This window comes from Rhodococcus sp. ACPA4 (genome assembly GCF_002300185.1).
Taxonomy (GTDB): domain Bacteria; phylum Actinomycetota; class Actinomycetes; order Mycobacteriales; family Mycobacteriaceae; genus Rhodococcus_F; species Rhodococcus_F globerula.
Genome location: NZ_NSDY01000001.1, coordinates 4,532,280 through 4,552,924, shown reverse-complemented (window position 1 = coordinate 4,552,924; position 20,645 = coordinate 4,532,280). Strand labels below are relative to the sequence as shown.

Genomic DNA, 20,645 nt, shown 5'->3' with positions numbered 1-20,645 from the left:
ACCGGCTTTCAATTACATGGGTGTCATTCATCCCCAGTGTGGATAACTCCTGTGGACAACCTAGGAAGTTATCCACATGCTCGAGGATGAATTTCATCCACAGCCTCGTGACAACGGCTCGGACGTAGTCTCGTGGGCCACTCCGATGGGTGCTGTCTACGCGATGTTCGCGGGTGGAATCGCGCTTGCGATCGCCGCGATCGTGGTGCCGACGGAGACTGCCGGACGGTTCCTTCTCGCCCTTGCCGTGATCGGATTGTTCGTGATGGCCGGGCTCGCCCTGAAGCAGCGTCCGCGACTCGCCGTGATCGACGACAACGGCACCCCAGCTATCGCCGTGCAGCGTCTACTAGCGCGCCACGTGTTTCCCCGGCCACAGATCGACCGGGTGCGCCTGGTGCGCTACCCGCGTCTGGGTCGACGCGTCCCCATGCTCGAGATCGACATCGTGGACCGTGCGACCGACACCGAGAAACTGTTGATCTTCGGACGCTGGGATCTGGGCACCAACCCCGAGGATGTCCTCGAGGTGCTCACAGTCCACGGCTTGGTGCCGCCCGAGAAGTAGAGTCGAGCGGTGAGTAGTCCGGAGAGCGCAGAGCGCGATCGCCTTCTCGACCTAGCTGCCGACTACGTGCTCGAGTTCGGCGTCTCCTCTGCAACGCTCCGCGGGTTGAGTCGCGCACTCGGCTCCAACAATCGCATGCTCCTCTACTACTTCGGGAGCAAGGCCGGTTTGCTCCTCGAGGCACTACGCCGCGCCGGGCTTCGCTTTTCCGGAATAGCCCACCTCCTCGATCTGATCCGCGATTCCGAGATCCCCATCGCGGACCGTCTCCACGGCGCGTGGGACATCCTCGCCGACCCCGAACTTGTTGCCTACCATCGGCTCTTCTTCGAACTCTTCGGAGTGGCCGCATTCGACTCGGAGCAGTACCGACCACTCCTCGAGGGCGTCGCAAACGAGTGGGCCGACGAAACCGCCCGTGCCATAGCCGAAACCGGCGTCGACGCCGAACTTGCCGAAACTTTGGGACACGAAATCGTGGCCGCGTGGCGCGGGTTCCAGATGACGCTGATCGGCGGTGGGGACAGCACACTGGTCAATCGCGCCGCTCGGCATCTGACGGAGTCGATCATCGCTGCTGCGGAACCGATTACATAGCCAGCGCCGCAAGGTCCGGTTGGACGATGTCGAGGGCCTGCTGCGGAACCGCGACGGCTTCGGTCGACCATCCCCAGATCGAGTACAACTCACGGTTCGGATCGGTGTATCCGTCACGGCCGTGCAGCACGCGGTAGTTGTCGATGCAGATCATCTCGCCGGCCTCGGCGCGAAACATCGGTCCGCTGTCACGCACGTGAGTCACCGTCTCGCTCCATCTACGGACCATCGGCCACTGCGCATCTTCGGATTCACCCTCGATCGGCGCGAGGAAGGGATGGTATCGCGCCTGCTCACGACCACTGGCAACCGTCCTGGCGATGGGCGAGAACGTGGACTGCTGAAAGTTCGGTTCGGAATGGTCGATGTCCACGCTCCAGCAGAAGTCCGCGAGCTCCGCCGTGGACGGATCCAGTGCCAGCAGTCTGGTGAGCTTGACCGCATCGATCAGGAACGAATCTCCACCACTGGGAAGCGCCGGCTGCTTGCACCACAGGAACAGATAATCGGGCGCGTAGTCGCCAAAGGCAAAGCCGTCGTTGTGCGCCGTCATACGGTCCGGCGACATGTCGAAATACCGCTTGCGGCCACGCTTGTCCACCGGCTGCTCGTCGACAACAGCAGCTTCCGCGTCCTGGCTGCGAGCTGTTGCCTCGAACTGGCGTCCGACGCGAATGTACTTGTCACCGAGTAGCTTCGACGCAAACGCAATGGCGTCGGCTTCCGTATGCAGTCCGCCGAACACCGCGGCGCCGTCAAGCGCGATGGCTGCCCGAACTGCCGCCACGGTGTCCACGCGCCGGGGAACGACACTGGCCGTGGTCAGTTGAGAAGAGAACATTCGTGACTCCCTACGTCGAGTTGAACCAAGTGGTTCAACTTCAGAGTAGGGAGGTGGGATTTCGCCGATGTAACTCCGGAAATCGATTCGGTTACGACTGGCGGCGCTCAGATCACCTTGCCGGGGTTCATAATTCCGTGCGGATCCAGAGCATTCTTGATCGCGTGGTGCATCGCGACCACGGCCGGCGAGAGTTCCTGGGCCAGACCACCCATCTTGAGGAGGCCGACGCCGTGCTCACCGGTGACGGTTCCACCCAACTCGAGGGCGTTGTCGATGATCTCGGCAAAAGCGGCCTGGGCACGCGCACGGGCCGCCTCGTCGTCGTGCGGCGTGATCAACAAGGGGTGCAGGTTGCCGTCACCGGCGTGAGCGATATTCGCGATGTGGGTGTCGTGCCGAGCCGAGATCTGTTCGATGCGGGCCAACATTTCCGGAACCGCGGCCTTCGGGACGCAGATGTCCTCGGTCAGCACTGGGCCCAGTCGCTCGAGCGCCGGATACGCGAGACGACGAGCCGAGAACAGCGCGTCGGCTTCTTCCTGGTCAGTGGAGCGGGCACTCCACGTAGCGCCGGAACGGTTGAAACACGCCAACATTCGTTCGGCTTCGGCGTCGCCGATCTCACCGGGAGTGTCGATCCGTCCGAGGAGCACCACCTCGGCATCGGCGGAGAGGCCCATGTTCTTCCACGCGTCGACGGCCAGCAGGCATTGCCGATCGATCAGTTCGAGGGCTGACGGTGTGAGACCTTCTGCGGCAACGGCTTCGACAGCTTTTCCGGCGGCAACAATGGAGTCGAAGTAGCCGACGATGGTGCGTTCGGGATCGCGCTGAGGGCGAAGTTTCACGGTTACCTCGGTGATCACGCCGAGAGTGCCCTCCGATCCCACCATAAGTGCCGAAAGATCGAATCCTGCAACACCTTTGGCTGTGCGACGCCCAAGGCGAACGAGTTCGCCGGTGCCGGTGACCACCTGCATCCCCAACACGTAGTCCTTGGTGACGCCGTATTTGACGCAGCACAGACCGCCCGCGTTGGTCGCGACGTTACCGCCGATAGTCGACCACGGGGCGCTGGCCGGGTCCGGCGGGTACCAGAGGCCTTGCTCGGCGCAGGCCTCACGCAGGTGATCGTTGACCACGCCGGGTTCAACGACAGCCAACCGCTCGAGAGTGTTGATCTCCTTGATGGCGTTCATCGCGTCGAAGGCAATCACTACACCACCGGAGACGGCATTGGCTCCACCGGACAGCCCCGTTCCGGCGCCACGCGTCACCACCGGCGCACCGTGCGCGATGCAGGCGCGGACAACGGCCTGGACCTGCTCCGCAGTGCGAGGACGCACAACGGCAACAGGCATGGCGTACGGAGCCCATTCGGCATCATCGTGCGCGTAGCTCGCCATGATGTCCGGATCGACGATCAAGCGATCCGCATCGATCTGCGAGCCGATCGCCTCGAGGAGCGCGGCGGAATCGACGGTGGCCTGATCAAGCGGAGTCATAATTCCACGATAGTGACACCCGAAATGCCAGCCCATGTAGATTTACTCCAGGAAATCGGCGAATGCATGGGCTATTTCTCCATGCACGGGAGTGACAATGCACGAACAATGGCTACAGATGCTCCTGACCGAGGCATCAACGGATGAACTGATTGCTCATCGTGATCAACTCGCCGAGGCCGCACCTCTTGGCGCGGTTCACGACATCGAACAGGCAGCACGATCCGCTCTCCAACTGCGCAGCCTCCTCGCCCAGCGCCGCCAGCGCGCCACCGAACTGTCCGCTCTCAACGACATCGCAACACTGTTGACCACGATGCACGACCATCACGCGCTACTGCAGGAAATCGTAGACCAGGCAAAACGACTACTCGGAGTAGATCTCTCGTACCTCGCGCTCATTCACGGCGACATCCTGATCATCGAAGTGACCAGCGGCGCGTATACGTCACAGCTACTCGGACTCACCGTCCCGTTCCGCGAAGGCCTCATCGGACGCGTTGTCGAAAACTCCTCTCCCGCATGGACACCGGACTACCGCAATGATCCGTCGTTTGCGCACATCGGCCCCGCCGACGACGCCGCTCGAGCCGAGAACATGCGCGGACTGCTGGCCGTTCCATTGCAGGTGGACGGCAAGATCCTGGGCGCGTTGTGTGCCTGTAAGCGCCAGGAGCGACGCTTCGGCAACGAGGAGGTTGCACTACTGTCCGCACTTGCCGCTCATGCGTCGGTGGCTATCGAGAATGCTCGCCTCCTCGAGCAGTACCGCGCGACGGTCGCGGAAGTCAACGCCGCCAATACCGAACTTGCCAAGCGCACAGCACTTCTCGAACAGACTCTGACGTGGGACCGCTCGCTTACCCAAGTTGTGTTGCGCGGCGGAGGAGTTCGCGAACTGGTGCAGGAGGCGTCGGCGTCGACGCGATGCCCGGTGTTCTTCGTGACCGGCCCGGCCGAAATCCCGTCAGGACTGCAGCACCTGCGTGGCAGTGTGGTGCGCGCCTTCGAAATTCTGGCCGCAGATCGACGTGAACAAGCGCTGACTCTGATCGACGGGGATCAGTTCCTGTTTGCCGTCGAGGTCCGCAGCGCCGGGGATCGCCTCGGCGTGCTGTTCCTGACTTCACGCCAAGATCCCACTGCGGCAATGCGATTGGTTCTCGAACGCTCAGCCCCGGCCGTAGCGCTGGCGCTGGTCGGCGAACGTGCGGCCCGGGAAGCCACCCGCCGCGCCCGCGACGCGTTCCTGGTCGACCTCATCACCCGGCCGGCACCGACGCCGGCCGAGGTGACGGGGCAGTTCCGGCTGGCCGGTCTCAATCCGGACCGCTCGTACACCGTGGTGGTGGCCCGCCCTGCCGACGCCGTCGAACGAACGCGTCGGAGCATCGAGGAGATCACCTTTCCTCCGGGAACCGTTGTTGCCGAACATGGTTCCCGCGTCATTGCCATGATTCCGGGGATGACACCCGCCGAGGTCGCTGCCGCCTGGGTACAACCACCTGAGAATCCCACCGTCGGTATCGCCGATCCAGCCGTCGGCGGAGAAGGTCTGGCGCGGGCATACGTGGAGGCACAGCGCACCGTCGACGTTCTCGAGACTCTGGGCCGAGAATCACAGGTCGAGGCCGCGAGTTCGCTCGGCATTTATCGAATCCTGCTAAGCCGCACCGGCCGAGACGAACTGGAAATGCTGACGCAGCGCTCCCTGGGGCCGCTCCTCGAGGAGGAAACCCGGCGCGGTGTTCCGTTGCTGGACACCCTTGCGTCGTACCTGGCTCACAGTTGCCGGCACTCCGCGACGGCAACTGCCCTCGCGATCCACGCGAACACCCTGTATCAACGACTCGAATCCATCGACCGATTGATCGGCCCCGAATGGCGTCAGCCGGACCAGGCGCTCGATCTTGCGCTCCTGATCCGACTGCGTGCCGGTGCGGGGAAGCTCGGTCAAATCTGAGCAGGATTGTCCGATCGCTTTGCCAACATCACAACAAGGGTTGCAGCACAGAGCATCACGCCGCCCACCACCCACAGGCCCGCCTTGGCGTTTCCGGTCACATCGGTGAGCCATCCCGTGATGTACGGAGCGCCGAAGCCCGACGCGTTGCCGATGGAGTTGATCATCGCGATACCGGCGGCCGCACTCGCGCCCGTGAGGAACGTGGTGGGCAGGTACCAGAAGACCGGCAGCGCGCACAGTACGCCCACAGCGGTGAGCGATACGGCGATCATGACGGTGAACGGCGAATCCAGGTACAGCGCAATCGGAATAGAGACGGCACCGAGGAGCGTCGGCGCAGCCACGTGCCACATCCGCTCACCGGTCTTGTCGGAGTGACGGCTCCACAGCACCATCGCCACGGCGCCGATTGCGTAGGGAACTGCCACGATCAGGCCGGTCTCCATGAGCGAGAAGTCGGTATCGAATGTCTGCTTGAATCCGGCGACGATGCTGGGCAGGAAGAAACTCAGGGCGTACAGGCCGTACGTGATGCCGAAGTACACCAAACCGAATCCGATAACCCGCGGATCACGCAGTGTCTTGGCGGCCGACTGGTGACCGGCGTCGCCGAGTTCTCGTTCCTCGTCTTCCATCGATCGCATGAGCCACGTGCGCTCTTCCAGGGTCAACCACTTGGCGTCGGCGGGTCGATCGGTGAGATAGAACCACACGACAAACGCCAGGATCACCGCGGGTAAGCCCTCGATCAGATACATCACGCGCCACCCGGCCAGGCCGAACAAGCCGTCGCCGTACTGGATGATCGCAGCGGACAGCGGTGCGCCGAGGGCCGACGACAGGGGAAGTGTCAGCAGGAACAGGCCCATCAAACGAACGCGGTACTTCTTGGGGAACCAGAATGTCAGGTAGAGCAGCACGCCGGGGAAGAAGCCGGCCTCGGCGATACCCAAGAGAATTCGCAGGAAGTAGAGACTTCCCACATTCGGTACAAAGGCCAGAGCCGCGGCCAGAATGCCCCAGGTGAGCATGATGCGCGCGATCCACAAGCGTGCGCCGAAACGGTGGAGGGCCAAGTTACTCGGCACCTCGAACAGGAGATAGCCGACAAAGAAGAGGCCGGACGCGAGCCCGAACATCGTCTCGGTCATGCCGAGGTCGGCGCTCATGGTGAGCTTGGCAAACGCGATGTTCGTACGATCCAGATAGTTCACGAAATAGAGCAGGATCAAGAACGGAATGAGCCGCCTGGCTACCTTCTTCACCACACGAGATTCGATCTCGCTTGGCGCAACTCCACCGTCAGGGGTGGCGCGATCGGTGGAGGTCATTGCGGGTGGTACTCCTAAGAATGGCCGGAAGCATCGCTTCTACTTACGTGACTCGAGCCACAGTAGAATTCATTGCTTCGTCGCACTATGTGGATTATCTCCACAGAAGAAGTACCGCTATGTGCACTATCTCTAGCCGCTGGTGAGGAACAGCCCCTGCTCGCGCAGTTGCACGACACGCATCACGATGATTCCGATCGTGACCACGGTGACGGCACCAAAAGCGATCCAGCCGATCCGGACTGCTTTCAGCCGATCTTGACCCGCACCCAACCACTGCGGCACGTACAGGAATGCGGCAGCGGCAGCGGCGCCTGCCAGCAGACCACCCGCGTGTCCCCAGAACGAGATGCCTGGCAGCGAAATGCTGATGATCACATTGATCGCGATCACCGAGATGATCGGGACCGGGCTACGACGCAGACGCAGCAGCAGAACCGCCTGCGCGCCCATGATGCCGAAAATCGCACCGGACGCACCCGCGGTCCACGACAGCGACGTCACCGACGCAAAGACCGGTTGAAACGCCATCACCGACGCGCTGCCACCGACCAGCGACACGAGATAGATGCTGATGTACCGGGAGCGGCCCATCACGATCTCCGTGTCGCGGCCCAGGATGTAGAGCGCATACATGTTGACGGCCAGATGCAGGATTCCGAAGTGCAGGAATCCCGACCCGATCAGACGGAACCACTCGCCGCCCGCAACCAGTGCGGGGTTGAGGGCCCAGTTCGCGAAGATCGACGAATCGACCTGATTGTTCATGATGCTGCGCGACTGCACGAGCGTCGCCAGGAACGCCAGGACGTTGAGGCCCATGAGCGTGTACGTCACGACCGGCACCGGCCGCGCCTGCGTCACGGTATTGCCCGCGACGCCACGCACGGGTCGAACATCGCGTTGACCGGCAGCTACACAGTCAACACATTGGTAGCCCACCGCCGCCTCACGGAGGCAATCGGGGCACGCTGGGCGGCCGCAACGATTGCAGGAGAGAGCAGTGGATCGATCTGGATGGCGGACGCACCGCGGTTGGGGCGGGAGGCCCTCACTCGCACCGCCGCCCCAACCGGGGTTAGTCATCTTCGTTGTTTACCTGTTCAGGAGATGGTGATGCTGTTGATGACGACCGGCTCGACCGGGCGATCGGAGCGATCGACCGCGGTGGAGGAGATAGCGTCGACAACCTTGCGCGACTCGTCGTCGAGAACCTCACCGAAGATGGTGTGGCGACGGTTCAGGTGCGGCGTCGGGCCGGTGGTGATGAAGAACTGCGATCCGTTGGTGCCCGGGCCGGCATTAGCCATGGCGAGCAGGTAGGAGCGGTCGAACTGCAGTTCCGGGTGGAACTCGTCGCCGAACTGGTAACCCGGGCCGCCACGGCCGGTTCCGGTGGGGTCGCCACCCTGGATCATGAAACCGTCGATGACGCGGTGGAAGACTGCGCCGTCGTAGAACGGTCCGGTCTTGGCGCCGGATGCGTTCTCGGTGGAGTATTCCTTCGAGCCGTCGGCCAGGCCGACGAAGTTCTCGACGGTCTTCGGCGCGTGGTTGCCGAACAGAGCGATCTTGATGTCGCCGCGGTTCGTGTGCAGCGTTGCGGTTGCGGTCTGATGAGTTGAAGTCACCACCCCATCGTGCCATTGTCTGGCTTCCGATGGATGTGAGGCTGCCAAACCGGGGCAAAAGCCAGCGTTCAGGCTTTCCCAGGCGATCGCCAGTTTCACGGAACCTCGTTACCAGGGAGCGCTGGAATCATTCGAGATGCGCACATCAGCGCAATCACCAACGAAAGGCACACACCATGGACCTGAGCTACCTGACTGATCTTTTCGGCGCCTTCACCGATCTCTTCAGCGCCCTCGATTTCTTCAGCGGATCGCTCGGCTGACACCACACCTGCACTGACCACGCGCTGTTGAACTGTGGGGCTGCGCTCCCGCCCGACTGTGGCTCCACAGCTCAACTACCGCAACAAGATCTAACACATCGACGTGAAATCCAGCGGCGCGGCGGGTAGATGGCGTCCCCGTGGAGTGTCGTCCACCAGAATCCCGTCATGGACGACGACGTGACCACCGACAACAACGGTCACCGGCTTTCCGCGCAGCCGCCGACCTTCGTAGGGCGTGTAGTCGGTGGCCATGTGCAGGTCGGCGTCCGAGACGGTCCATTCCAGATCCGGGTCCCAGATAGCTACATCGGCATCGGAACCCGGCATGATCGAACCCTTGCGCGGATAGAGCCCATTGGTGCGAGCCGGATTGGCAGCCGTCAACTGCACAAAACGACTCGGCGACAGACCGTTGGCCGCAACAAACTTCGAGAATACGACGGGCAGGCGAGTCTCGACGCCAGGCAAGCCGTTCGGCATATGACGAACATCGTGGCGGTGTTGACGCTTCTGAACGGTGTCGTAGCAGCAGTGATCGGAACCGATGGTCGTGATGTGACCGGTGAAGAGGTGCTTACCCAATCCGTCGACGGTACCGCGTGAACGCAGCGGTGGGCAGCACACAAATCGTTCCGGTTCTGAGCCTTGGTACTCCGAATCATCCAGTGTCACATGATGTGCCACGACCTCGGTGAAGGCTACCAACCCACGCTTGCGAGCATCGGCAACCAGTTCGACAGCCGCCGCCGACGATTGATGCACAAAGTACACCGGCGCCCGTTGCGATTCCGCAATAGCCAATACTGCTGCTACCGAGGCTGTTTCAGCTAATTCCGGACGCGTGGTCGCCATCCCGGCCGCATCGATGTGCCCACAACTGGCGGCGGCATTCTGCGCGTCACCGACAATGGCGTCCGATTCGCAGTGAATGATCACCATGCCACCAAGATCACGCGTGGTTTGCATGGTGCGCAGAATGGTGTGTTCGTCGGCCATCGACTCGCCGGCATAGGTCGTGAACATCTTGACCGTGCGGATTCCGGCGGCAGCCATCGTTGCCAGTTGATCGGCCGTTGTATCGTCCCACTCGACGACACATCCATGCAGAGCCGAATCACACAGACCCTCGGTGGCTTTGGTTCGGAGCTTGTCCGCAGCATCCAACGGATCCTCACCCGGCCGGGGAATCGCAAAATCGATGATGGTGGTGGTGCCGCCGAAAACAGCGGCGGTGGTGCACTCGGCGTACGAATCGAGCGACGTGAACTCGCCCGACGTGAATCCGACATGACAGTGCGGATCCACCCCACCCGGCATAACCAGCTTCCCCGTAGCGTCGAGCACCGTCGCACCGTCCGGAATCAGCCCGCCCGGCTCGGCTATTGCAATGATTTTGCCGTCGCGCATCACCAGATCGGCAAGCCCGCTCCACGACGACTCCACCACCGTTCCGCCCCGCACAACAGTGAGTGGGGAGGTGGTCACGACTTACTCGCAAGGTACGCACGCCAGCCGCCGCGGTCGCTGATGTCCACCACTTCGGGACGATCCAGCCACTCGGCCCGTATGCGCATGGACAACGACCCTCGTCCGTCGGCAAGAAGAATCACGCCCAGTTCCAACTCCTCCGGCTCACGGGGCAGCAGTTCGAGTCGAAGGAGGTCGTAGTCGACCTCGTACAGCTCACCGGGCACGGTGAATCCACCTTCGGCCACCGGGTGCAATCCGGGGAATTCGTCTCGCACGGAGAAGAACTGGTAGTTCGGCGCGGTATCGGCCGCACCCAGGAACGTTGCCCCTGCCAGCGCGTCGTTCAGTGTTCCGCCGGACAGTGCTTGCCCGTTCACGAACATCGTCACGGTTGCCATTCTTGTCTCCTCTAGTTCGAATAACGTTGGTATCAGTGAGAGGCGGTCAGTCGCGCCGGCCCGAAGGAACTGACATCGACAGCCGGTTCCTTGCCCTGGACCAGAGCTGTGAGGACGTCGGCCCACAGCGACGCAAAGGTGAACGAATAGGTTCCACCCGCAACAAAAACGCCTGGTGCACTCTCGAGTTCACCGATGATCGGCAATTCGTCCGGTGTGGTCACAACCGGTCCGGTCCAGACGTCGGACAGCTCGATCTCACCGAGGCCCGGCATCAACCGCCCAGTCTGGGCGAGATTGCCCGCGATGCTCTCCTCGCGGATCGGTGCCGCACCTGCAGTCCGGAACTGTCCTGCGGGCCATCCACCGCCGAGCACTATGCGATTGCGCCTGTCCTGCTTGATCGAAATACCCTCACCGACGTGCTGTACCAACACATTCAAGGTTTCGGGCGGGGCGGCAAGGGTGTGCATTTGCAGCGACAGAGCCCGCAGTTCCAGTTGCACGTCGACCATCGCGGCGACCTCTGCCATCCACGGACCCGCAGCATTGACCACGTGGGGTGCCTGCCACGTCCCCTTCGCGGTACTGACGTTCCAGGATTCACCGATCCGCTCGATTGCCGTGACCTTGGTATCGGTAGCCAGCTGCGCACCACGAGCGACCGCTTCCGCCAGGAGAGCCGGGCCCGCGATATCGGGTTCCGCGTAACCGTCCAAGCCGCACCAGCTGGCACCGGCAATGGTCGATCCGAGCAACGGAAGCTCTTGGCGTGCTTCGTCACCGGTGAGAAGACGGGTCGGAATTCCAACTTCCCGTTCCCATTCGTGCTTCTGTACCAGAGCGGCACACTGCTCCTCGGTCTCGGCAACCATGTAACCGCCGCAGCGGACGAGGCCGACACCGCCGGGAACATCGTGCTCGAGCTGATCCCACAACTGACTCGCCGCTAGCTGCAGTGGCAGCAGACGACGCACATCCAGTGCCACACCCTGACCGGGTCGACGCGTGTGAATCGTCTGAATGTGCAAATTTCCGGCCGTCGTTCCCGATCCGGCGCAATTGGGTACCGACCGATCAAGCACCACGACGCGGAAGCCTGCATCGGTCAGTCGAAATGCCGCTGCAGCTCCCACAATTCCGGCACCGATGATCACGACATCGACCTCGCTGGTCATGAACTCAGTGGACATGTGTGAACTCCTTCGACGTATGTGCGCTGGCTTCGGCTATGCCGGATCGATCGATGATCGACTGCAGGGCTTCGATGATGCTCGGGTCGGTGACCGGCAGCAGCGGTTCCCGCACGTGACCGCCTGGCTGCCCCAGCAGGTTCATGACCGCTTTGAGCTGGGGAATCGGTGACGCGTGAATACCGCTGTAGTCACCGTTGATCAGCGCACCGGAAAGTGCGCGGTAACGGTCGGCCCATTCCTGCGCTGCCGCAGCATCTTTTGCGGCAACAGCGCGATAGAAGGGGACACCGAAGGGAGCGCCGACGCCACCGCCGTCGATGTTGCCGTCACCACCGAGTTCGAGAAGCGCGGCCAGTCCGCGGCGATGCAGGAAACTACCGAAAACCCTTACCTGCGAAGAGAACTGCTCGACGGTGTCGAGCATGCTCAGCCAATCGCCGGTGCTGTCCTTGATCGCCACCACATTCTCTAGATCCGCGATGCGGGCGAATAATCCGGGAATCTTACCCATGTCCACCGAGACCCCGCGCGGCCAGTTGTACGCCATGAACGGTAGATCTGTTGCTGTGGAAACACTTTCGTAGTACGCAACCGTCTCGTCGGCCGACGTGTGAACGTACGGCGGCGGGGTCGCAAGAATTCCGTCCGCACCGGTGCCGGCCGCGTGCTTCGCGAGTCGCCGTGATTCGTCAGCCGTGTATGCGCTCACTCCGATCAGCACGGGGAAGCGACCACTCACGGCGCTCACTGCCACCTCGGCGACAAGTTTGCGCTCGGCATGGGTCTGGGAAAACCACTCACCGGTGCTGCCGTTGATCAGAACTCCGTCGACGCCCATACGTGCGTAGAGATCCATGAGCTCGGCAAATGCATCGACATCCACCGCTCCAGCAGCGTCGAACGGGGTGGGAGACGCGGGCCAATAGCCCGACCAAGCGACATCGTCGCGATTCATAGAAGTAGACCTCTCGATGGAGATGCACAGACTGTGCGAATGGGATCGATTCCATACATTGCTCCGAACCGGTAAAATCGTCAAGCCAGGAAACAGACTCGTAACACGGGCATAGTCGAATGAAGCAACCACGCAGTCAATGAAGCCAAGAGGACACGATGACAGTCACCCTGATCGATGTCGCAAACGCCGCCGGTGTTTCGCGAAGCACTGCATCACGCGCATTGAGTGGATCGGCGTTGATCTCTCCGCAGACCAGGGCGGCCGTGCAGGAAGCCGCGCGCAAGCTGCAGTACCGCCCCAATCGCGCCGCGAGCGCGCTGCGCTCCCGGCGGTCACACCTCATCGGTCTCGTGATGAACAACCTGCTCAACGCGTCGTTCCACACGGTCGCCGAAGTAGTGCAAAAAAGAGCGTCGGACAAGGGTTTTCAAGTCATCCTCTGCATCACAGACGCTGATGTGTCGCGTGAACGTGACGTGCTCGAGATGCTGGCCGAGCACGGCGTGGACGGGACGATCGTGATCGGTAGCGGCCGTAACGCCACCGCGACCAACGACCTGCTCTCGGGAAGCGCCGTCGTCAACCTCATTCGGACTGTGGAAGGCAGCAAAGCACCCAACGTTCTTGCCGACGACATCGACGGTGCCATGTTCGCTACCCGTCATCTACTCGCACTCGGCCACCGCAACATCGGCTATATCGGCGGCACCGACGACGCGACGTCCGGCCGTGAACGGTTCGAGGGATACCGCCGCGCGCTGGCAGAGTACGGCGTCGAGGTGGATGAATCACTGGTCAGAAAAGGCTCTTTCACAACGTATTTCGGAGCCGAGGCAATAGGTTCCCTGCTCGATCACGCGCCGAAGATGACTGCGTTGTACGCCGCCAACCACGAAGCGGTTTTCGGCATCCTTCCCACCCTCGTCGGCCGTGGCGTGAGCATTCCGAACGAGTTGTCCCTGGTGTGCCACGAGGACATGCCGTGGCTAGAGATGTGGCAACCCGCGATCACCACGATTGACAACGGTGCAGTACAACTGGCCAATGTCGCAATGGATCTTCTTTTCCAGCAAATAGATTCGGGGAAACTCGGCAAAGAAGACCATGGCCGTACCTACCGGATCGGCTCGACGCTGATCGACCGAAATTCCTGCGCGCCACATGACGGAGGTCACTGAAAACAGCAACGATCGTGGCGCACGACACGCTGTTTCGTTAACAGTTCGTTTCGTCGGTATCTCTCGCGTTAACGGCGTTGACCCTTCATCAATCGCGTGCCAAGCTCAGTGCAATCGATCCCATGAAACTGATTCGGACGATTCAGAGCCTCCCCAAAATGTGCTTTGGAGCCCGAAAAAAAATGTACGCGGAAGCCACTCCCGAAAGGCAACTCGAAAAATGCGCAGAATCCTCGCAGTCGCAGCCGCCACCGCTTTGGCAGCCACCCTCACAGCCTGTGGATCGGGAAGCGACGACACTGCCGCTCCCACCGACTGCACCCCCACGCTGGGATCATCGGACCTCGCAGAAGAAGGCACCCTCACCATCGCCACCAACGCCACGCTCCCACCGATGCAGTACGTGGACGAGTCAGGCAAGGTCGTCGGAATGCGCGTTGACCTGGGCAAGGAGATCGCGAACCGCCTGTGCCTGCGCGCCGACTTCGTCAACATCGAGTTCGACGCCCAGATCCCCGGCGTGCAGAGCGGCCGTTGGGACATGATCGACACCGGGATGTTCTACACACCGGCTCGCGCCGAGACCATCTCGCTCGTTCCCTACGAGGTACAGGCGGTATCCGTCTCGGTGCCGGCAGGAAACCCCGAGTCCATCTCGTCCGTCGACGATCTGGCCGGTAAGACCATCGCCGTCGAGGCACCGGGATACGAGTTCGACACGCTCAACGCATTGAACGAGACATTCAGCGCCGCCGGCAAGCCGACCATGAACGTGCAAACATTCAAGACGAATGCTGATGCTTACCAAGCACTTTCGGCAGGACAAGCGGACGGGGCGGCGATCGTGAGCTCGGTAACCTCCTTCTATCAGAAGGACGGCCGCTTCGAGACGGGCGTCGACGGTATCAACAACTCACCCTTGGCCCTCGGATTCTCCCAAGGCAGCAAAACTGCCGTCGAGGTGGCGCGCGTCCTCACCGACATGCGTGCCGACGGCTACCTCCCCGCTCTGTTCGAGGAATACGGCGTCGACGGTTACGACGGCGATATCTCCGTCAGTACCGGCCCGCTGCAGCCCTGAGCTCCGCTCATCTTCAACCCTGAGCTCCGCTCATCTTCAACGCTGAGCTCCGCTCATCTAGCCGAAAGGTAACCCCATGTGGTCCTGGGATGCATTCTTCTCGATCTTGACCAGTAAGCAGCTGCTCGAGGGCGCATGGGTCACCATCTGGCTCACTGTCGTCAGCATGGTTCTCGGCCTGATGCTGGCCGTCGTCGTTGCTGCGGCACGCTCCTCCCGCTGGTGGATTCTGCGGGCAATCGTCGGCTTCTACGTGTGGTTGATGCGCGGCACTCCCCTACTGGTGCAATTGGTCATCATCTATACCGGCTTGCCTCAGGTGGGAATCAAGCTCGGAGTCATCGAGTCCGCCCTCCTCGGGCTTGTTCTCAACGAAGCCGCCTACCTGTCCGAGATCGTCCGGTCCGGACTGATGTCGGTGCCGGCCGGTCAGACCGAGGCGGCCCGGGCGCTGGGCATGTCGCCGTTCAAGGTATTCCGAGTTGTAGTGCTACCCCAGGCATTTCGCGTCATGATTCCTCCGCTGGGCAACAGCTTCAACGGATTGCTCAAGACCACAACCTTGGTATCGGTCATCTCGGTCCAAGAGTTGTTGCGGCGCACACAGTTTCTGGTACAGGTCAACTTCCGAGTACTCGAAGGCCTGTGCGCGGCGGCCCTGTACTTCCTCGTCCTGACCACTGCCTGGGGAATGATTCAGCGTGTCCTCGAATCCCGCGCCGGCCGGGGATACGACCGTAACTACAAGCGCAAGAACACTTCCGGCGATGCAAAAGTCGCCGAGTCGGCTCAGCTAGCGGAAGCAGTGAACAGATGACCACCACCGACATTGCCGCCGCCACAACGGTTGTTCGCGTCGAGAACATGATCAAGTCCTTCAACGACGTCCGGGTACTCGACGGCATCGATTTCAGCGTCGCCGAGGGCGAAGTTGTACTGCTGCTCGGACCGTCCGGTAGCGGCAAGAGCACCCTCCTGCGCACCCTCAACTGCCTCGAGATCATCGACTCGGGGATCGTCGAAGTATGTGGCGAATCGATGGGCTACGTCGACAGCAACGGCAAACGGCGCTTGCGCAGCGAAGCACAGATCGCGAAACAACGGCAGGGCACCGGGATGGTGTTCCAGAATTTCAACCTCTTCCCGATGATGACCGCCGTGGAGAACGTCGCAGCCGGCCCACGTCACGTACAGGGAGTACCCAAGGACGAAGCCCAGGCGCAGGCGCGCGAACTCCTCGCCCTGGTCGGGTTATCCGACAAAGCCGAGAACTACCCCTCCCAGCTCTCCGGCGGACAACAACAACGCGTGGCCATCGCCCGAGCACTGGCCATGAAGCCGAGCGTCATGCTTTTCGACGAGCCGACCTCGGCGCTCGACCCGGAAATGGTCAAGGAGGTGCTTGACGTGATGGTCCGGCTTCGCGACGAAGGTATGACCATGGTGGTGGTCACCCATGAAATGGCATTTGCCCGCGCTGCCGCGGATCGCATCGTTTTCATGAGTGACGGCAAGATCGTCGAAGACGCTGCTCCGGATCAATTCTTCGACAACCCTCGGAATCCTCGCACCCGGGCGTTCCTGGGGCAGATCCTGTGACAAAGTGGAGTCATGACACGAGTGACCGAGTCCCTCAGCAGCCAGATTCCCGACACGTTCGACCAGGCCGTGGCCCGCGTCGAAGACTCTTTCGAGGAAACAGCAACCCGCATCAAGGAATCTGACGCAGCCGACAACGCCCGTCGCATCGCCGCTGTGGTCGCCACGGCAACTGCCCGTGGCGCCGGACAGCTCGGCCTGTTCCTGGGCCGTCAGAGCGCTGTTCTCGCCAAGAAGGGCGTGGAGTGTGCAAAGTCCCTCCCCGCCAAGTCAGCGGCGCGCGCAGAGCGTGAACCGAAGCCCCGCGGACGCAAGCGCGTCGGCCTGTTCGTCATTGCCGGTGTGGCTGTGATCGGTGGAGCTGTTTTCTACAAGAGCCGCCACCGCGAGCACCCGCCGGTGGCGTCGGCTCCGCCGCGAGTTGACGAACAGACTGCGTAGATCTTGAAGCAAAGAGGCCCGGAACACAGTGTGTTCCGGGCCTCTCTTCGTTGGTGAGCGCCAGTCAGCAGTTCGACGGCGCCGGAACGTTGTTGAACCGATCGATCATGTAGCCGATGGATTCCGGGGTTCCCGTGATGTACGGGGCTAGATGGCCCAGTGCAACACCCGGAGCGACAGAGGGCAGCTCGTTGACGGAGAACTGCACCGTCGCGCCGTTGCTGCACCATTCCCGCGCGAGTTCCTGTCCCTGGCCGAACGGCACGATGTCGTCAGCTCGCCCGTGCTGGATCAGGACCGGCGACGTCGGCGTCAGGTTGCCGATCTTCTGTTCTGCCAGGATCCCCTGTGCAACGGGCAAGCGATCGAGCACAACCGACAAGGATTCGCCCGATTTCGTGAACTCCGACGTCTTCTGGAAGGCAAATTGCAGGCCCGTCTCGCCGACGCACTGATTTTTGGTCGCCGCGAGCATCGCGCGTCCACGATCGTTGATTTCCGCGTCGAGTAGCGGCTCCACGTCGGGGTACTGAGCCACGATTCCGTTGAGCGCGTATCCGATCAAGCCGGTGAGAAATGTGCCGTCGATCTGCTTGAGGGTGGCTTCCAGATCAGCCGGAGGAGCGCCCGCGTACGTGCCCTTCAGATCGAGCTCCGGGGCGTACGACGGCTTCAGCTCCGTTGCTGCAGCGGCAGCGCCGCCACCCTGCGAATAACCCCACAGGCCGACGGGCCCGTTGTCGGGAATGCTGGTGTTCGGCAGTTGCTGCGCAGCCCGCACCGAATCGAGGACGGCGTGCGCTTCGGCGGCGCGGTTCACGTACGTGTGGTCGCCCGGCGTTCCCAGCCCGTCGTAGTCGGTGACCACAACGGCAATGCCGTTGAGCAACAACATATTCACCCAGATGGACTCGTAGCCGACCATCACGTCCGTCGGAAACCTGTATTCCAGTCCGGTGTTGAACAGCTTGGACGGGGCACACTGGTCACCTTGTCCGTGAGTACCTACTGCGCTGGCAACCAGTGGACGCGCCCCCTGCCCGGTCCACGGGTTTGTCGGCTCGAGGTACGTGCCGGTGACTGCAACGGGAGCACCAGTGGCGTCTTCGCTGCGGTACATGATCTTGGTGGCGGTAGCCGGCCACGGACCATTCGATCCCGGCACGCTGAGAAGCAAGGGCGTCGGCTCACTGCGAATGAGGTCGCCGTTGTCCCCGGCGGGCAGTTCAGTCGGCGGAGTGTAGAAATCCGCCGGCTCAGCTGCCGCGAACGGCGCCGTTGCAGCACTGACCACCAGTGCTGCAACGGACAGGCCTGCTGCCCACCACATTCGGTTCTTCACGTTCACGTTCTCCCCACGTCGTTTGCACTGTGCTCTGACACACAGTGAACGCAGGGTAACATATACCGCAAAACAAACTTACCGGTAAGGAAAGAACCTTAGAGTCGTTGCTGTACAGCTACTTTCACCTATTTCGTCGGCTCCACATTGTTGGTCAGGAGCGCACGCAACTGCTCGGTGTTCTCCGGCGTCCACGTCGTCGGATGCAAGATGTTGGCCCACATGTCCGCGGCATCTTCGCCGTAGTTGTGCCCATGACCCGACGGAACATCCGCCGAGAACACCATGTCGAGCGTGACCTGCCAGAACGTCACAAGAGGAATCCACGTCATCCCCGGATCGACGTCGCGGCCCTCCGGCTTTTCGCTCAACCAGTCCGGCTTGTTGAGGAGGAGGTCGAACGACCACCACGTGATGGGGTCACTGGCGTGCTGCCAGTAGACGATTCGATCGTCAGCCCAGTCGGCCTCGAGCTCCAGGTCGATCGGATCCGCGGCAAAACGGATCGACTCGCCGCCGTCGATCACGGGAAGAATCTCCCGCGAACCTGAGTCACGATTGTTCGTGATCTCCTGCCACTGCTCCGTGAAGTTGGGTGTGCCCACCCACAAAGCTCCGTCCACGCGCGTCATCATGTCCTGGTCCCCGGCAAAAGCGGCCTGGCCGCCGTACGAACCGAGGCTCTCGCCGAACACGACCAACTCGGGACGCGTCTCCACGGGCAGGTTGATCCACTCCGCAAAAACAGCGTTGAACAACGCGCGGCCGGCAACCATCGGAGTTTCGCGGTCCGCGATGAAGGCCAACGGACTCGGCAGGAACGAGTACTGCATCGACGCAATGGCGGTGTCACCGTCCTCGACATATTCGAACGCCGACGCCACATCCTCGTTGACCCAACCACGACCCGTGGTTGTCACGACGGCCAGAGTTCCGCGGTCGAACCCACCGGTGCGCTTGAGTTCGTCCACAACCCGGTTTGCCACGCCGCGAATCGAATCCGAGGACTCACGCCCGGCATACACGCGGATCGGCTGCTTCGCCTCACGCCCCGTCAGCGCCGTGATCTCCGCCGCGGTGGGGCCACTACCCATGAAGGTGCGCCCTTCCTGCCCCAGCGAGTCCCAGGCTTCCGCAGACATCGGTGAACCACTGCGTTCGGCAATGAGCGGCTGTTCGATACCGTCCGGAGTTTCGGTATCCGCACCCGAGAAGCTCCAGTTCGCGAACGCGATCAACCCGTTGTACAGCGCACCGTTCACGACAAAGACAGCAAGAGCGAGAACCACAACAAGGCTGGCGACCTTCGCCGCTTCCTTCGGGACGAACCGCAATGCGAACTGCGAAAGGCGGTTCGTGGAATGGCGAATGCCGCGCGATGCCTCGAGCAGGATGAACCAGATGAACAGCGAAATAAGCGCAACCAGAAGGTAGTTTGCCGCACTGTCACGCGGCATACCGACAAGTTCACGGACGATCCGCTGCCACCGCGCCCCCAGAATCAAGAAGAGCGGAACTGCGATCACGGCCACCACCGCCATCGTCCGCCACGCGATCTTCTTCGTGCGCTCCGACCACTGCGGTTCGACGCCACACTTGCGAACCGTCCACGCGACCAGAGTTCCGATCGCGTAACCCATTGCCAGAGAAATACCCGTCGCGACGCCCTGCAAATACCACACTCGAGGCAGCAGCGACGGGGTCATCGACCAGGTGAAAAACACCAGCGCAAAGGCAAGGCCGACAGGATGAAGCGTCCCGCAATAGCGGCGTATGCGGTCCCACACAGATCTCATGCGGGAATCGTAAGCGCAGAGCGTCCCATTTCAGGCACCGTACCGCCCAGTCGGCATGCTAATTCTCACGATCTGGGTGCGCACAGACAAAAACACCCTCCCAGTTTCCCGGGAGGGTGTTTTCTTACTGTGGAGCCTAGGAGATTCGAACTCCTGACATCTGCCTTGCAAAGGCAGCGCTCTACCAACTGAGCTAAGGCCCCGTTCGGTTTTCCGACCGGAGTCAGAGTACCTATGTTCTAGCTTGTTTCCAAATCGTGCCAAACCTTGTCTCCGCGCTGACTTTTGATCAACTTGGTGACTACGAGAGACACCAGAATGCTAGCCCCGACAAGCAGGAAAACCTTCATTCCAGCAACCCTTCTTCGGCACAAGGAGTGGGCCTAGGAGGACTTGAACCTCCGACCTCTTCATTATCAGTAAAGCGCTCTAACCACCTGAGCTATAGGCCCCTGAACCGGTTTCAAAGATTACCCCA

General features: G+C 61.7%; 20 protein-coding genes and 2 tRNA genes. 8 read left to right on the top strand and 14 right to left on the bottom strand.

The window, feature by feature from the left end; translation table 11 throughout:
* Positions 1 to 76: 76 nt before the first annotated feature.
* Together CJ178_RS20855 and CJ178_RS20850 are read left to right on the top strand one after the other, a co-directional pair.
* Positions 77 to 568, top strand: coding sequence for a PH domain-containing protein (locus CJ178_RS20855; protein WP_033235328.1), 492 nt, complete (start codon positions 77 to 79; stop codon positions 566 to 568).
* A gap of 9 nt (positions 569 to 577) precedes the next feature.
* A complete protein-coding gene (locus tag CJ178_RS20850) occupies positions 578 to 1,165 on the top strand; it encodes a TetR/AcrR family transcriptional regulator (RefSeq protein ID WP_051730599.1) in 588 nt (195 codons plus the stop codon).
* On the opposite strand, the gene CJ178_RS20845 is transcribed toward CJ178_RS20850, so the two are convergent.
* Both CJ178_RS20845 and CJ178_RS20840 read right to left on the bottom strand, forming a co-directional pair.
* Entirely contained in the window at positions 1,158 to 2,006 is an 849-nt protein-coding gene (locus CJ178_RS20845; protein WP_095887556.1) for a TauD/TfdA family dioxygenase, read from the bottom strand. The genes CJ178_RS20850 and CJ178_RS20845 overlap by 8 nt on opposite strands.
* 107 nt (positions 2,007 to 2,113) lie before the next feature.
* Positions 2,114 to 3,514 carry an FAD-binding oxidoreductase gene (locus tag CJ178_RS20840; protein WP_045066097.1) on the bottom strand — a complete coding sequence of 467 codons (1,401 nt, stop codon included), beginning with the start codon at positions 3,512 to 3,514 and terminating at the stop codon, positions 2,114 to 2,116.
* Between the two features lie 97 nt (positions 3,515 to 3,611).
* Here CJ178_RS20840 and CJ178_RS20835 point away from each other — a divergent pair, with 97 nt between their 5' ends.
* Positions 3,612 to 5,477 (top strand): helix-turn-helix domain-containing protein, encoded by a 1,866-nt coding sequence (locus CJ178_RS20835; RefSeq protein WP_095888076.1) that lies wholly within the window; start codon positions 3,612 to 3,614, stop codon positions 5,475 to 5,477.
* Here the strand turns inward: CJ178_RS20835 and CJ178_RS20830 are convergent.
* From CJ178_RS20830 to CJ178_RS20800, 8 genes are all read right to left on the bottom strand, one after another.
* The gene (locus tag CJ178_RS20830; protein ID WP_045066093.1) at positions 5,468 to 6,811 is read right to left on the bottom strand and encodes an MFS transporter; all 1,344 of its coding nucleotides are present in this window, start codon (positions 6,809 to 6,811) and stop codon (positions 5,468 to 5,470) included. The genes CJ178_RS20835 and CJ178_RS20830 overlap by 10 nt on opposite strands.
* Positions 6,812 to 6,943: 132 nt before the next feature.
* Positions 6,944 to 7,897 carry a rhomboid family intramembrane serine protease gene (locus CJ178_RS20825; RefSeq protein WP_179300789.1) on the bottom strand — a complete coding sequence of 318 codons (954 nt, stop codon included), beginning with the start codon at positions 7,895 to 7,897 and terminating at the stop codon, positions 6,944 to 6,946.
* A 17-nt stretch (positions 7,898 to 7,914) separates the two neighbouring features.
* Positions 7,915 to 8,442 (bottom strand): peptidylprolyl isomerase, encoded by a 528-nt coding sequence (locus CJ178_RS20820; protein ID WP_033235424.1) that lies wholly within the window; start codon positions 8,440 to 8,442, stop codon positions 7,915 to 7,917.
* A gap of 95 nt (positions 8,443 to 8,537) precedes the next feature.
* A complete protein-coding gene (locus CJ178_RS32840) occupies positions 8,538 to 8,726 on the bottom strand; it encodes a hypothetical protein (RefSeq protein WP_155276690.1) in 189 nt (62 codons plus the stop codon).
* 69 nt (positions 8,727 to 8,795) lie between these two features.
* Positions 8,796 to 10,193 (bottom strand): dihydropyrimidinase, encoded by a 1,398-nt coding sequence (hydA, locus tag CJ178_RS20815; protein WP_095887555.1) that lies wholly within the window; start codon positions 10,191 to 10,193, stop codon positions 8,796 to 8,798.
* Positions 10,190 to 10,576: an allophanate hydrolase-related protein gene (locus CJ178_RS20810; protein ID WP_095887554.1), complete on the bottom strand. Its 387-nt coding sequence runs from the start codon at positions 10,574 to 10,576 to the stop codon at positions 10,190 to 10,192. Before CJ178_RS20810 ends, hydA begins: the two co-directional genes overlap by 4 nt.
* Before the next feature lie 32 nt (positions 10,577 to 10,608).
* Positions 10,609 to 11,769 carry an NAD(P)/FAD-dependent oxidoreductase gene (locus CJ178_RS20805; RefSeq protein ID WP_143547529.1) on the bottom strand — a complete coding sequence of 387 codons (1,161 nt, stop codon included), beginning with the start codon at positions 11,767 to 11,769 and terminating at the stop codon, positions 10,609 to 10,611.
* On the bottom strand, positions 11,759 to 12,727 hold the full coding sequence (locus CJ178_RS20800) for a dihydrodipicolinate synthase family protein (protein ID WP_095887553.1): 969 nt from the start codon (positions 12,725 to 12,727) through the stop codon (positions 11,759 to 11,761). The genes CJ178_RS20805 and CJ178_RS20800 overlap by 11 nt, the downstream gene beginning before the upstream one ends.
* Positions 12,728 to 12,885: 158 nt before the next feature.
* On the opposite strand from CJ178_RS20800, the gene CJ178_RS20795 reads away from it, so the two are divergent.
* The 5 genes from CJ178_RS20795 (at position 12,886) to CJ178_RS20775 (ending at position 17,029) form a co-directional block, all read left to right on the top strand.
* A complete protein-coding gene (locus tag CJ178_RS20795; protein WP_033235320.1) occupies positions 12,886 to 13,908 on the top strand; it encodes a LacI family DNA-binding transcriptional regulator in 1,023 nt (340 codons plus the stop codon).
* 220 nt (positions 13,909 to 14,128) lie between these two features.
* The gene (locus tag CJ178_RS20790) at positions 14,129 to 14,989 is read left to right on the top strand and encodes an ABC transporter substrate-binding protein (protein ID WP_033235319.1); all 861 of its coding nucleotides are present in this window, start codon (positions 14,129 to 14,131) and stop codon (positions 14,987 to 14,989) included.
* 76 nt (positions 14,990 to 15,065) lie between these two features.
* Positions 15,066 to 15,806, top strand: coding sequence for an amino acid ABC transporter permease (locus CJ178_RS20785; protein WP_095887552.1), 741 nt, complete (start codon positions 15,066 to 15,068; stop codon positions 15,804 to 15,806).
* On the top strand, positions 15,803 to 16,588 hold the full coding sequence (locus CJ178_RS20780) for an amino acid ABC transporter ATP-binding protein (protein ID WP_033235317.1): 786 nt from the start codon (positions 15,803 to 15,805) through the stop codon (positions 16,586 to 16,588). Before CJ178_RS20785 ends, CJ178_RS20780 begins: the two co-directional genes overlap by 4 nt.
* A 12-nt stretch (positions 16,589 to 16,600) precedes the next feature.
* The gene (locus CJ178_RS20775; protein WP_257013284.1) at positions 16,601 to 17,029 is read left to right on the top strand and encodes a hypothetical protein; all 429 of its coding nucleotides are present in this window, start codon (positions 16,601 to 16,603) and stop codon (positions 17,027 to 17,029) included.
* Positions 17,030 to 17,093: 64 nt separating this feature from the next.
* Here the strand turns inward: CJ178_RS20775 and CJ178_RS20770 are convergent, their stop codons facing one another.
* The 4 genes from CJ178_RS20770 to CJ178_RS20755 form a co-directional block, all read right to left on the bottom strand.
* A complete protein-coding gene (locus CJ178_RS20770) occupies positions 17,094 to 18,359 on the bottom strand; it encodes a lipase family protein (RefSeq protein ID WP_441346845.1) in 1,266 nt (421 codons plus the stop codon).
* A 140-nt stretch (positions 18,360 to 18,499) separates the two neighbouring features.
* Positions 18,500 to 20,167, bottom strand: coding sequence for an alpha/beta hydrolase (locus CJ178_RS20765; RefSeq protein WP_033235315.1), 1,668 nt, complete (start codon positions 20,165 to 20,167; stop codon positions 18,500 to 18,502).
* Positions 20,168 to 20,297: 130 nt separating this feature from the next.
* Positions 20,298 to 20,370 (bottom strand) — tRNA-Ala (locus tag CJ178_RS20760).
* Between the two features lie 175 nt (positions 20,371 to 20,545).
* Positions 20,546 to 20,619, bottom strand: a tRNA-Ile gene (locus CJ178_RS20755).
* Positions 20,620 to 20,645: the final 26 nt, after the last annotated feature.